The organism is Clostridium sp., assembly GCF_050717545.1.
Classification (GTDB): Bacteria; Bacillota; Clostridia; order Clostridiales; family Clostridiaceae; genus Clostridium_AD.
This window is the reverse complement of the sequence record NZ_JBOITN010000019.1, coordinates 179,383-193,747: the sequence shown is the minus strand read 5'-3', so window position 1 is coordinate 193,747 and position 14,365 is coordinate 179,383. Positions and strand designations below refer to the sequence as shown.

The window sequence follows — 14,365 nt, the reverse complement described above, 5'->3', positions numbered from 1 at the left end:
TTAAAATCACCTTTCTAATTACGCCCACCTCATTTCTTGTCATGAGGTTTTAGTATACTATATTTTTTGAAATTTGGGACATAATCAAATGTGGTATAGTAAGACATTATCATAAATCAATCATATTAAGAAATTAAAATAACTGGCATTCTTGACTTAAAATTTTTTTTAAATTATAATGGATAATAATACTATAACAAACAAAGACTACAATAATATAATAATATAATAAATTGCTTTGATTAGGAGCAGTAATATATATATCATTTTAAAGAGAACTGCTATTGGGACATAGATATTATTTATTTTGTGCCTCTTTGGTGAAAAGCAGTAATGATATAATATGAACTTACCTATGATTTACTTGTGGGCTCAAGCCTACAAATAAGAGCTTACTTGTGAAAACAAGTACGGTTTAAACCGTTATATTTGTAAGTGAGGTGTAAAACCTAACTAGAGTGGTACCGCGGAATATTACTTTCGTCTCTTTCTTGAGACGGAGGTTTTTTTTATTTTTATATTTAGCATATATTTACATATTAAATTCTAATGAAAAAGATTAATAATTATTTATAAGCTTTAAAACATCTAAGGAGGAATAACAATGGCAAAATACAATACAAGCATCGATGATAAATGGCAACAAAAATGGGAAGAAACAAAATTATACAAATTTGATGAGAATAAAATTGATAAGAAGTTATATGTACTTGAAATGTTCTCTTATCCATCTGGAAGCCAATTGCATGCTGGTCACTGGTTCAACTATGGCCCTGTAGATTCTTGGGCTAGGATGAAGAAAATGCAGGGTTATAACGTCTTCCAGCCAATGGGCTTTGACGCTTTTGGACTTCCTGCTGAAAACTATGCAATAAAAACAGGCGTTCACCCTAAGGATTCTACAGATCAAAACATTAGTACTATGGAAAAACAATTAAAGGCCATGGGAGCAATGTTTAATTGGGATCATGAAGTTGTAACTTGTCGCCCTGATTATTATAAATGGACTCAATGGTTATTCTTAAAACTATTCGAAAAGGGCCTTGCCTACAGGAAAAAAGCACCTGTAAATTGGTGCCCTAGCTGTAATACAGTACTTGCAAATGAACAAGTACTTGTAGATGGTTCTTGCGAGCGTTGTGGCACAGAAGTTACTAAAAAGAATTTAACCCAGTGGTTCTTAAAAATTACAGATTATGCACAAGAACTTTTAGATGACCTTGAGCCTTTAGATTGGCCTGAAAAAACTAAGTCAATGCAAAAACATTGGATAGGCAAATCTACTGGCGCTGACGTCACTTTTAAAGTAGTGGATTCAGATATAGACTTTAGTGTCTTTACTACAAGAGTAGACACTTTGTATGGCGTTTCATATGTAGTCATAGCTCCTGAAAATGATCTTGTAGATATGCTTACTAAAAGTGAATACAAATCAGCTGTTGAAACCTATAGGCATGATGCTAGAAAACAAACAGACATAGAAAGACAATCTATCTCAAGAGATAAAACCGGTGTATTTACTGGATCTTACGCCATCAACCCTATAAACGGACGTCAAGTTCCAATTTGGGTAGCTGACTATGTTCTAAACACCTACGGAACTGGCGCAGTAATGGCAGTTCCTGCTCATGACGATAGAGATTTTGCATTTGCTAACAAATATAAACTACCTATTGAAAGCGTAATTGTTAAATTAAAAAGCGTAGATGGTGAATTAGAAAACCTACCTTATACTGAGCATGGAAAAGTAGTAAATAGTGGCGAATTTAATGGTTTATCTACAAATGACGCAAAAGAAGCAATAGTGAAAAAATTAGAGACACTAGGACTAGGTTCCGGGAAAATAAACTTTAGACTTCGTGATTGGTTAGTTTCAAGGCAAAGATATTGGGGATCCCCTATTCCAATAATTCATTGTGATAAATGCGGAACTGTTCCAGTACCTGAGGATCAGCTTCCTGTAAAGCTACCTTATGATGTAGAATTTACACCAGATGGAGAATCGCCTTTAGCTAAGAGTGAAGAGTTTATGAATGTCACTTGCCCAATTTGTGGCGGCGCGGCGCGTAGAGAAGCCGATACATTAGATACTTTTGTTTGTTCTTCTTTCTACCAATTTAGATATATTGATAACAAAAATAGCGAAAAGGCTTTTGATAAAGACTTAGTAAACAAAATGCTCCCTGTAGACAAATATGTAGGTGGACCTGAACATGCATGTGGACACTTGCTTTATTCAAGATTTATAACCAAGGCTCTAAGGGATATGGGATACTTAGACTTTGATGAACCGTTCTTATCACTTACTCATCAAGGTTTAATTTTAGGAGAAGACGGATTGAAAATGAGTAAATCAAAAGGAAATACTATTTCCCCAGACGCGTATATTAAAGAGTTTGGAGCAGATGTATTTAGAATGTACCTAATGTTTGGTTTTGGTTATACTGATGGTGGTGCTTGGAGTGATGATGGTATAAAAGCTATTGGAAAATTTGTTGATAGAATTGAAAGAGCTGTAGACGCTGGAAGTGATGAAATTTCAAAAGAAGGCAACAATAAAACCTCCCTGGAAGCGCCTGAAAAAGAATTAAACTACTGGAGGAATTTTGCAATAAGAGGTGTTACTGAAGATGCAGAAAAACTTCAATTTAATACTGCTATTGCAAGACTTATGGAACTTACAAATGCTATTTCCAAATACATCAATGAAGAAATAAAAAACAAGAATTTCTTAAAAGAAGTTCTTGTAGATTACCTTAAGCTTTTGGCTCCCTTTGCCCCACACTTTGCAGAAGAGAAGTGGGAAACCTTAGGTATGGGTTACTCTGTGTTTAATCAAGATTGGCCAGAATTTGATGCCACTGCTCTTATTAAAGATGAAATAGAGATAGCTCTTCAAGTAAATGGTAAAATTAAATCTAGAATAACAATAGCTCAAGATTTAAGTGAGGAAGGCATAAAAGAACTTTCTCTTAAGGATGACTTAGTAATTGCTGCAATAAATGGAAAAAACATTCGCAAGGTTATTATAATTAAGGGACGATTAGTTAATATAGTAGTTTCTTAGTTTTTCACATTAAATTAAAAGATGCAGCGTTTTAAACGCTGCATCTTTTAATTTAATATAATTATGTCTTATACATATCCAAGGTTTTTTGAGTTTCTTTAAGTAGTGTGCTTAATTCAAATACTTCGCCTTCCTCGATTAGCTTATTTAATTGCTCTCTATACCTAGTTGCATCTGTTAATTTTCCAAGTGACGTAATCATATGAATATTATTCATAATATCTGAAACCAAATTAGATTTTACTTCAAATAATTTCTGTGCATCCTTAATTTCATCCTTAATTTCTAACATTTGCTGATCTAATTGAAAAGCTGCATCTGCAGCATTTTTAAGTTTCTTTCTTATATACTCTGGTATATCATGTTTATATTTATAATTTAAAGAATGCTCCACTGTAGCCCAAAAATTCATTGCTAGAGTTCTAATTTGAAATTCTGCAAGTATTTCGGTTTGTCCCTCAGCTAAGTTTACAGGATATTTTATAATCATATGGTAACTTCTATATCCACTGCCCTTAACGTTTGCAACATAGTCTTTTTCATAAACTATAGTCATATCAAGTCTCGCACGTATTAAATTTACAACCTTATCAATATCGTCTACAAATTGACACATTACTCTTATTCCTGCGATATCCTCCATTTCAAATTCAATTCTCTCAAGAGGTATACCAAATTTATTAGCTTTTTCAAGAATACTAGATATTTCTTTAACCCTTCCTGTAACAAATTCTATAGGAGAATAATCATTTTTACGTCTGTATTCTCTCCTTATACTTCTAAATTTAACTTTTAACTCTTCTACACCTTGTTCATAAGGGATCAAAAATCTTTTCCACTCTCTTATTGCCATATACTCAGTCCTTTACATAAGATTTCATCTTCTTAATTAACATATCCAGGCTTTAGGGTACTAACATATAATGATATTATATATTAGTATAATCTCTGTTATAATTAATTTACTACTAAGTTAAAATAAAAGCAATTAATCAAGTAAAATATACCATATTAGACAAGTAAATCATACCATAATATACAAGTAATTCATACTATATTAACTTCTACACTAATCCAATATTTTTAGAGGATCAAAATTTAAATAATCACAAGAAGTTACTATGTATTCTACCCCTTCTATATTCCCTTCATATAACCTGTTCAATGATGGTCCATGTAAATGTCCATATATTACCTTACCTACGTTATATTCTTTTACTATTTTTATAAGTTCTGTTTGCTCAAACTTATCATTTGTAGGCGGATAATGAAGCATAACGATAATTTTTGTAAACCCTTTTTCCACTGCCGCCTCTAATGAAAGTCTTAGCCTAATTAACTCTCTTTCGTATATTTTTTCATCATGGGTAGAAAACCTTGCACTTCCTGGACAATTCCATCCCCTAGTCCCACATATAGCGAAATCATTATAACTAAAAAAATTATTTTGTATAAAATCCATATCTTCATAGAGTGAATTAAGTTTTGTAATACCACTCCACCAATAATCGTGATTTCCTTTAATAAGTATTTTCGTTCCTGGAAGTTTATGAATCCATTCTAAATCTTCAATACCATCATCCATGCTCATTGACCATGAAATATCTCCTGCAATTAGCACTGTGTCGCAAGGCTCAACTTTACTAAGCCAATTTTCCTTTATTTTCTCATCATGGTCCGCCCATTTTTCGCCAAATATATCCATGGGTTTGTCTGAATTTATAGCTAAATGAAGATCAGATATTGCCCATAACGCCATAATAACCCTCCTCTGCTGATCTTTTATTATTTTTTCATTAGTGCATCCATGTCCATTACATAAGCAATAACCTTTGCTATCGCATCATATAATTCTATAGGTATTTCTGACCCTATATCAACATTTGAAAGTAAATTAGCTAATTCCTCATTTTGAACTATAGCAACCTTACTCTCCTTTGCAGTCCTTATAATTTCGTCTGCAATATAACCAATTCCAGCTGCAGTCACAAGTGGTACTTCATAACCCTTGTCATATTTTATTGCCGTGGCTCTTTTCATCTCTTTAATTTTAGCACACCTCACTCGCGCTTTAAATATCTTAATCTATTATACCTTTATATTGAGAGTATTAAAACTTCTATCATCAAAAAAATCTGCACAACTTGTTAAAGTAAATTCACTTGTTTTATTATTAACTTTAATATTAACCTTATAACTTAAGCTAGATAAATCCTTAATTAGTTTTTCTTTACCAAGTTCTAAAACGTTAACATAAAATTTATTACATTTTATATCAATATTCATATTATTATTATTAATTTTAATATATGCATCTACGGTTCCCATATTAAGTGTTTTAATACTAGTAGCAATTTGTAAATTTTTACTATCTATTTTTTTGGTTTTTTTTCTATCATCTTTAATAATTAATTTTAGATCATATTTATTTTCATTAACATTTATAGGCAAGTCCAAATAATAGTATTGCTCTGAAATGGAATTAAATATTTTTATATCATTAAATTTTTGATCAAATACACTCATAACTTTTGAATAAGAATCTGGTTTTAAATTTATTTTATTTTCAATAATGTCTTTTACTATATTTTTAATTTCCTCAGTTTTTAATTTAATTTGCTCTTTAATAAGAAACTCTGTAGTTAAAATTTTCATTTCTAACTCATGATTATTTATACCTTCTTTATTAATACTTCTCGTATCTATCTCTGAAAAATTCAATTCTTTTTTTATCATATTTATAATTTCATTAAGTGAATTGTTTTTACCGTAACCGTTAGATTTAGTATTGCTATTACTATCTACCTTACTTTGCGTATTTTTTTCTATAGCTTGTGGTGGTTGTTCTTCGCTTTTTATTTCAACTTGTTTATTCACAAGTTCTGAATCATTTTTTTTCACACCTAATTGCGTTAACTCTTTATTTAATAAACTAAGACTTGCCTCATCCTCGTTTAAAAGATAATTACTAATTTCCTTTAGATCATTATATACAACTGAGTCGCCTTTAAATAACGTAGTAAAACTTTCGAGATTTTCTTTAGTGAGCTCAATATTGTTTTCTTTAAATAATAATATCTCATCGATATTTAGACTTTTTAAAACCGTGAAAAAGTTTTTTAGAATTATAGTAGTATCATTAGCCTTTTCACTATTAATATCAATATTTCTACTACTAAGATATTTTCCAATAAAGACATCCTCTTTATTTGTATTTAATGATATTTTTTCCCTAAAATCAATTAAACTTTTTATGAAAGTTATATTCTCCCTAGTTAAAGGCATATCATGTTTTATCATTTTTTGAAAAATTATAGAATCAGCTTTATCATGACTTAAAGATTTTCCCTTACTTAAATCTTCTAAAACATCATTTTCTATACCTTTAGCATCTTTATCTTCAAATACTAATTTTATTTTAAGCTTATCATCTTCAAACCCTTCCACTTCAAATCTTAACACATTGCCATCAAAGGATTCTTCTAGTGGCTTATCCAGCTTTGCACAGAACTGCCATCCATCTAATAGTTTTAAATTAACTTCTCCATTTTGCTGATCTTCATTTACTATTCTCGCACTAAATTTTTCTCCAACTTCAAAAGATAGTTTGGTAAAGGCTTTTTTCGATGACGGATTCTGCAATGTAGAAATATTACTTATTACTGACATAAGCCACCTCCTTTTTATTTAGAATAATTTCTATTTAAAAATTATCGATATTTTATTATCGTACAAAAAACCTAAAACTAAAAACAAAGCTAAAATATAAATTTATTTTAACTTTGTTTTATTGATTCCTACCCTTTTACTATTTTAAATTTCTCTATTCTATAATTAAAGAATAATATTTTTTCTTTCCTTTTTTTATCAGTACGCTTCCATCTATAAAATCAGAATCTAAAAGTATTGAATTTTTATCTTCAATTTTTTTATCATTAATAGTTAATCCACCCTGCTCAATTAATCTTCTAGCTTCTGCTTTTGAAGGCACTACTTTAGTATAAACCAATATATCCATAAATCCTGCGTTTTTCATGGCTTCTGGCACTGAAACTAGAGGCACGTTACTCATATTAGTCCCACTGCCAAATAAAGCCTCTGCAGCGGTCTTAGCCTTAATAGCTTCGTTCTCTCCATGAATAAGTTTTGTAACTTCATAAGCTAAAACCTTTTTAGCTTCATTGATTTTTTCATCTTTTAATGCTCCTAATCTTCTAACTTCATCCATGGGTATAAATGTGAGTAATGATAAACATTTTTCTACATCTGAATCGGCAATATTTCTCCAGTACTGGTAAAAATCATAAGGAGGTGTTTTATTTGCATCAAGCCATAAAGCACCATTCTCAGTTTTTCCCATTTTCTTGCCTTCGCTATTAGTAAGTAACGCACAGGTCATTCCATAAGCATTTTTACTTTCTTTTTTCCTTATTAGTTCCATTCCAGCAATTATGTTAGACCATTGATCATCTCCACCTAATTGCATAGTACATCCATATTTTTTATTTAGCATTAAAAAGTCATATCCTTGCATAAGCATATAGTTAAACTCAAAGAAAGATAAGCCTTTTTCTAATCTCTGTTTAAAACATTCAGCAGTGAGCATCCTGTTCACTGAAAAATGCACGCCTATATCTCTTATAAAATCTACATAATTTAGGTTCAAAAGCCAATTTGCATTGTTTTCCAGTATTGCTTTATCATCCTTAAAATCTATAAGTTTTGAAAGTTGTTTTTTTATGCAGGATATATTATAATCAATTTCATCTTTTGAAAGCATTTTTCTCATATCTGTTTTTCCTGATGGATCACCAATCATTGCAGTTCCACCACCGACTAAGGCTATAGGTCTGTGACCTGCTCTTTGCATATGTGCCATAAACATCATGGCAATAAAGTGCCCAATATGCAAACTATCTGCTGTTGGATCAAAACCTATATAAAATGTAACCTTCTCCTTAGCTAATATTTTCTTAATTTCATCCTCGTGAGTAAGTTGTTTTATATATCCTCGCTCACAAAGCGTATCATATACATTTTCCATAATTTATTCCTCCTTATTTTAATCTTACTTATTTTTGGCAATAAAAAAACGCCCCTATGAAAGGGACGAAATAATTTCCGTGGTACCACCCAAATTGATTTAACAATCCGCTTTTTCCTTATAACGTAAGGTCAACCCGTCTCAGCCTAATCTAATCGTCACCCTTGGTGACGCCGTTACCTATGGTGCCGCCGTCACTTGCGGTGGCGCAATAATAACTTTATTTCAGCTTAAAGCTCCAGAATGTATTTCACTATATTCCTTAACTAGTTCACACCTACCACTAGCTCTCTTAATAATTCTTATAGTTACTTTTTTCTTTCACAGCCATTTATATATTTTTATGATATTAATCATATAGGTGTATTTAAAATAAATCAAGTAATTAACTAGGCCATCTTTAGAAGTTATCTCCTTATACATATATATTACATCCATTTACAAGCGTTTTCTTTAAATTTAAATAAAATTTTTAATCCCTGGAAAAATCACCTTAAAAGTGTTATCAACTTTTGAATCCACAAATAGAACCTTACCATATTTTACAAAAGGCTTTTTGATTCGTACAAATCCATTCCCAGATTTCGTAAATCTTTTTCTATCATCAAGCGTTATTAATTTATCATATATCCACATATTTCTTTTTAAATTATTATGATTACTAATTTCATTGGATAACAATGTACACCCAGGGCTAACTACACTTACACTGTTATAACTTACTACTATATCAATCTCCTTATAAAATATAGTGTAATCCCTATATAATATTGCATTTTTAACTGCCTCATTTACTGCTGTAATAGGGTAGTTATGTGGAACTATATTTTCTAAAAATCCTTCTACACTATCAATCATTTCGAGTAAACTTCCTTGAACAATAATAACTTCATCAAAATTATTATTTACTTTGTTTATTATTTTTATCATATTATGAGGTAAATAAATGCTATTAATCGAGGAAAATACTAATAGTCCTCCCAAAGTTACGACTCTTTTGTTATAATCCCTTTCAATAAAAGTTATCCCTGCATTGTCCAAAAAATCTAATCTATTATCATCATTTACTAAAATACCTTTATTTAAATAAAATTTATTAATTATATCAAAATTCAAACTATTTATATTACTATTCATAATGGGCATTGTTTCAATATTGAGACTGAAGTTATCTTGCAAACATGAAATTAATTCTTCTTTTCTCATTGTATCTGTGGTGGAGCCTCGCCTAATGTAAAAAGCTCCATTCTCCCTTAATTGATAAGGTTTCTGGCCACCATCATATATAGTTATAATTGCTAGATTTTTTCTTTGGTGTATTACGAAATCTATAGATACTGGAATAGGAGGCTCACATCTCGAACTAATAATTTGTTGGATTTGTTCTTCTTTAAATTCAAAAGCATCAATTCCTACAATTCTTTTTGTCTTATCCTCAACTCCAATAATAATATATCCTCTTCCTCCACGGGAATTTGCTATAGCACATACGTCTTTAGCCAATTCTTTTTTACCGCTCTCCATTAATATATCAATTCTCAACTTATAATCTAATTTTGTGCCCTCATCCCTCCTGAGCAAAATACTGATTTTTTTCGCATCCATATATCTCACCTCAAATACGCTATTATAATACAATATGCTTATACCTATAAATTGTACCTAACTAAACCATGTTTGTATTTTATTTATATTCTACAACAAAAGACGATGGATTACCATCGCCTTTCTATTTGAAATTAACAACATCACCTGTATTCATTATTTTCACTTCTACTTCAACTTTTAAATCAGTTTCGTTCATAATATCTTCTATTTTTATCTTTGGATATTTATTATAGAATTGCTGCGTTATATCAAAAATGTCCATATTTAATACCTTGTATTTTTGGAATAAACCATTGCAGGATTTCAGAATATTTTCTTCTGACTTATCCTGTATTTTATTTATATTTTCTTTTGTTAGATCAATACTTTTTTGCGCTCCTGCGAAATTCACATTAACTTTAATCTTCTTTTTTAAGTGTATAGAATTATCCTCATAACTGACTTCTGTCTTAGTTTTACTTTTTAAAATTTCTAAAGTTACAAATTTATTAATATCATTGGGATTAGTTATTTCTAAAGTACCACTTGCAACATTGTTCATTAAAAAGTTAAATCCCTGCCCTTCATTTGTTTCTATTACACTAACCATTTTATCGTCTTTAACAACCGCTCCACCATTTATTTCCAGCCTTTCCTCTAAATCATCTTTTGGAATATCTATTATGGGTATTACATTTGTTTTATCTCCCATATTTCTTTGATTATAAAAATCATTTAAGCTTAGTTTTAAAGCTCTTGAAGACGCCCCAACATTTTCTATAAGATGCATTAAAAAAAATCCAATATACTTTTCTTGAGCAATATTTATCTTAATAAGTTTCTCTGGATCCCCTCTATATATTACAATACTCGGTCTTATAAGCAATTCTTGATCACGATATAAAAAATCTACGAAATTGTCAAGACCGTATTCTGCGGCTTTTTGAGTAAATATTATCGCCTTATTCTGTGTATAATTTAATTTGTAACTGGAAGTGGCATTCATATTTCTAACAGCTTCAAAAATTGTTTTACCCGTCCCTTTAAATATTATCCTCTCATCCGAACCACCAGGCGTTACTGCTCTTATTCCCTTATACGCTTCTGCATATATTATAGGATTATTAGCTTGATCTACATCTATTATTATACCAGTAACAAATAATAGTTTATTAACATCCCTATAACTAAAACATGACGTCATTATAAAGCAACACATTGTTAAACTTATTATAACTAATATCTTCTTATACTTACTCATTATAATCATCCTTATCAAAAATACTATTAGATATCTTGTTAAGTTCTTTTCTATATAGTAAATCTTTAAATTTAAAGGTTTCAAGTGTTCCTAAAGGAAATAAATATGGATATCCACAGCTCTCAAGGCCCGCCATATGTGCAATAAAAATAAAGAAACCAATATAAAATCCAGGAAGTCCAAGAACTGCTGAAAAAATAATGATTATTATATTCCATATGGATAAAGCACCATAAAGTTTAGGCACTAAAAAAGATGAAATGGATGAAATTGCCACTATTACTACTGTGCTTTGAGATGCTAATCCTACTCCCACCACTGCATCTCCTAAAATTAAAGCTCCAACAATACTCATTGCCTGCCCAATAGACTGTGGCAATCTTATTCCTGCCTCACGAAGCAGCTGGAAGAAGAAAGTCATTAACAATAACTCTATTACTATAGGCAGCGGTACATCTGCTCTAGACATTGTGAACTTTATAGCAAGTACTGTTGGAATAGTCGAAAAGTGGAAAGCCGCAATAGCCATATACAACCCAGACAAAAATACACCTGAGAAGAATCCACCTACCCTCATAATTCTTGATAAATTAGTAAAATACATATTAGCATAATAATCATCTGGTGTATGAAAATTATCTATAAAAAAATATGGTGCAGTAATTACAAAAGGTGTTCCATCTACGATTATTGCTATTTTACCTTCTAAAAGCTTTGCTGCTGCCACATCTGGTTTTTCAGTAGTACCTATTGTGTCAAAAGCTGTATGCTTGTTTTTTAATGCTTCCTCAATATAATTTGTATCTAATATAAATTCTAATTTTATATTAGTCACCTTTTTTCTTATATAATCCACAAGCTTCTTAGGAGCCACACCTTCTATGTAGCATATTACAGCTATTGTATTCGATTTACTCCCAAGAATTATGGATTCAAATTTCAAATCCGTATTTTTTATTTTCCGCCTAATCAATGACACATTATCTACAAAAGCCTCGGTAAACCCTTCCCTTGGTCCTTTGATAACATTTTCAGTAACTGGAATTCCAACACCTCGCCTTACATACCCCTTGGCTTCACAATAAATTGCTTTATTAGCAAAAGAAAATATAAGAACCAAGTCTCCAGATAAAATATGTGACATAGCCTCCTCATTCGTATTAATATCTCCAATATTATTTGCCGGTAACACTTCTTTCTTTATATACTCTAAGTCTACAGTCGATATCTCGTGTTGTATTAAGGGGTTGAATATGTATTCACTAATAAATTTAGAATCACATAAATCATCAATAAAAACACCGAATATTGTTCCTACCGCGCATTCTATCTCTCTATATTTTACATCATAACTATTTTTTAGTTTTTCTTTAATATAATCTATATTTACTTTTTCCATTTTTAATCACCCATTTTATTATTTGTAATTTTCAGACCGAATATTCTTAAATTTTCTAATTTATAGTTTAATATTTTAAAATTGGGAAATAATACTAGTATATCAATTTTTATTGCATTAACGTACATTCAAAAAAAGAGGAGACAAGATTACAAAATGGATAAACTAAACACAAAACATTTAATGTTCATAATTTGGGGAACCTCAATTGTAGCAATGAAAACATACCCTAATGTATTCATTGTAAATGGAGGTAGAGATTCCTGGATTTCCGTTATTATTGCCTCTATTCTTATGTTTATTTATTTTATTTTTTTACTCACCGTTTGTAAGAAAACAAAATGCTTTAATATAGATGAAATATACCGAAAAGCTCTAGGTAAAACTATGGGAGACATTTTTTTAATTTTATTTGTCTTAACTTTATTTATAACTTTAATAGAAAGTTCTTCAGTAGAAGCAAACGCCTTGCATATAAATTTGCTTTCAGATACGCCTGTTTGGTTTTTTCTATTGTTTATAGTAATCCCCGCCATTTATATTACAAAAAAGGGTACTAGGGCTATAATTATAATTACTATTATTAGTATATCTATTATTATGGTGTCAGGGATCAACCTAGCAATCCTTACCGCTAAATATAAAAAACTAAGTTATCTACTTCCTATAATGGCGGATGGCGTAACTAAATCTTTTATTTTATCAATAATAAAAGCCCTGGGATGTTATGGTAGTATAGCTATTTGTATCCCCTTTTTATCTAGAGTAACTAATAAATCAAAAATAACAAAACATTGCATAATTGCACTGCTTATCGTAATTCAAATGGAGATTTTTGCAAATATAGGTATTTTAAGTACTTTTGAAGTATCTAGAGCCTTGGAGCTTAACTATCCCAAGCTTCTACAAACACAATTAATAAGTTATTTCGATTTTTTAGAGGTTGGGCAATTTTTTGTAATGCTTCAAATGGTAGGTGGGTGGTTTATAAAATATTTGTTAGCACTAAATGCTATACTCATTTTATTAAAAAAGCTTTCTTTTTTAAATAAATACTCCATATACATTATTACTTTATTTGTATTCATAATTTCTTTTTTCATTTCCGCTAAAGTACTATTCTTGTATAAGTTTTTAAATCTTTACGTCTATTTTTCTGTAGTAAGCTTTATAATAATACCAACAATAATTTTCGGTATATTTTACTTTAGAACTAAAAAGAGCAATACAAATATGACGTAAAAAGACATCATTATATATTTATTATATAATGATGTCTTTTTATATATTAGTTTTCATTAATTAATTAACTTATTTTTCTTTTTAATGCTGCTATTAAAGGTAGTGCCAACGCCATACCACCTGCTACTTGGAGAATGTTCGTAGGTATATCTTTTAATGAAATAATTAATGCTTGTTTAAGTGCAAATTCTTTAGAAATAAATGTTAATATTACAGCTCCGCCTAAATAATATGCAATTATCATCCAAACACCTGCTACAACGAATGCGAATATATTGTTTGGAGTGTTATTTCCATTATAATTTTTTCTAAAGGCAATACTTCCAGCAATATATCCCATTACACCTTTGATAATTAAAGTAAATGGTGCCCATAAGGTATATCCGCTTATTATATCAAATAAACACATACCAACAGCAGAAGATATAGCTGATTTTTTCCTTCCAAATAATATAGCCGATAAAAAAATCATACTATCCCCTAAATGAAGTACACCCATAAAAGTTGGTACATGTATAACCCACGTAGCTATAAATGTAATTGCTGCCATTAGACTAATTTGTACTATGTCAAGAGTTTTAACTGATGATAAATTATTTTCCATATTTCTCCCCCAAATCTATTCTTAAATATATTTTAAAATCACTTTAATATATATTATATACAATATATATTATTTTTCAAATGTACCCATACACTTTTAGATAATAAATTTATATATATTTTGCATATACTTTGGCAAAATACTAAATACTATATATGTTA

Annotated in this window: 11 protein-coding genes and 1 other annotated feature; of the genes, 2 read left to right on the top strand and 9 right to left on the bottom strand. The window is 30.1% G+C overall.

Annotation, left to right across the window (positions count from 1 at the left end):
* Positions 1-604 precede the first annotated feature (604 nt).
* Complete coding sequence (leuS, locus tag ACREVX_RS05095) at positions 605-3,067, top strand: leucine--tRNA ligase (protein WP_431543083.1); 2,463 nt, start codon at positions 605-607, stop codon at positions 3,065-3,067.
* A 61-nt stretch (positions 3,068-3,128) separates the two neighbouring features.
* Here the strand turns inward: leuS and yjbM are convergent, their stop codons facing one another.
* The 8 genes from yjbM to ACREVX_RS05055 form a co-directional block, all read right to left on the bottom strand.
* Positions 3,129-3,920, bottom strand: a complete 792-nt coding sequence (gene yjbM, locus ACREVX_RS05090; RefSeq protein WP_431543082.1) for a GTP diphosphokinase — start codon at positions 3,918-3,920, stop codon at positions 3,129-3,131.
* Positions 3,921-4,136: 216 nt separating this feature from the next.
* Positions 4,137-4,826 carry a metallophosphoesterase gene (locus tag ACREVX_RS05085; RefSeq protein WP_431543081.1) on the bottom strand — a complete coding sequence of 230 codons (690 nt, stop codon included), beginning with the start codon at positions 4,824-4,826 and terminating at the stop codon, positions 4,137-4,139.
* A 26-nt stretch (positions 4,827-4,852) separates the two neighbouring features.
* Positions 4,853-5,116 carry an EscU/YscU/HrcU family type III secretion system export apparatus switch protein gene (locus ACREVX_RS05080; RefSeq protein ID WP_431543089.1) on the bottom strand — a complete coding sequence of 88 codons (264 nt, stop codon included), beginning with the start codon at positions 5,114-5,116 and terminating at the stop codon, positions 4,853-4,855.
* Positions 5,117-5,155: 39 nt separating this feature from the next.
* Positions 5,156-6,736, bottom strand: a complete 1,581-nt coding sequence (locus ACREVX_RS05075; RefSeq protein WP_431543080.1) for a hypothetical protein — start codon at positions 6,734-6,736, stop codon at positions 5,156-5,158.
* A gap of 154 nt (positions 6,737-6,890) precedes the next feature.
* Positions 6,891-8,111 (bottom strand): tyrosine--tRNA ligase, encoded by a 1,221-nt coding sequence (gene tyrS, locus ACREVX_RS05070; RefSeq protein WP_431543079.1) that lies wholly within the window; start codon positions 8,109-8,111, stop codon positions 6,891-6,893.
* Between the two features lie 58 nt (positions 8,112-8,169).
* Positions 8,170-8,445: a binding site (T-box leader), on the bottom strand.
* A gap of 125 nt (positions 8,446-8,570) precedes the next feature.
* Positions 8,571-9,716 (bottom strand): AlbA family DNA-binding domain-containing protein, encoded by a 1,146-nt coding sequence (locus tag ACREVX_RS05065; protein ID WP_431543078.1) that lies wholly within the window; start codon positions 9,714-9,716, stop codon positions 8,571-8,573.
* A 124-nt stretch (positions 9,717-9,840) separates the two neighbouring features.
* Entirely contained in the window at positions 9,841-10,959 is a 1,119-nt protein-coding gene (locus ACREVX_RS05060; protein ID WP_431543077.1) for a Ger(x)C family spore germination protein, read from the bottom strand.
* Entirely contained in the window at positions 10,952-12,358 is a 1,407-nt protein-coding gene (locus tag ACREVX_RS05055) for a spore germination protein (protein ID WP_431543076.1), read from the bottom strand. Before ACREVX_RS05055 ends, ACREVX_RS05060 begins: the two co-directional genes overlap by 8 nt.
* Positions 12,359-12,514: 156 nt before the next feature.
* Here ACREVX_RS05055 and ACREVX_RS05050 point away from each other — a divergent pair, with 156 nt between their 5' ends.
* On the top strand, positions 12,515-13,600 hold the full coding sequence (locus tag ACREVX_RS05050) for an endospore germination permease (protein WP_431543075.1): 1,086 nt from the start codon (positions 12,515-12,517) through the stop codon (positions 13,598-13,600).
* Positions 13,601-13,664: 64 nt separating this feature from the next.
* Here ACREVX_RS05050 and ACREVX_RS05045 read toward each other — a convergent pair whose 3' ends face one another.
* A complete protein-coding gene (locus tag ACREVX_RS05045; protein ID WP_431543074.1) occupies positions 13,665-14,204 on the bottom strand; it encodes an ECF transporter S component in 540 nt (179 codons plus the stop codon).
* Positions 14,205-14,365 lie beyond the last annotated feature (161 nt).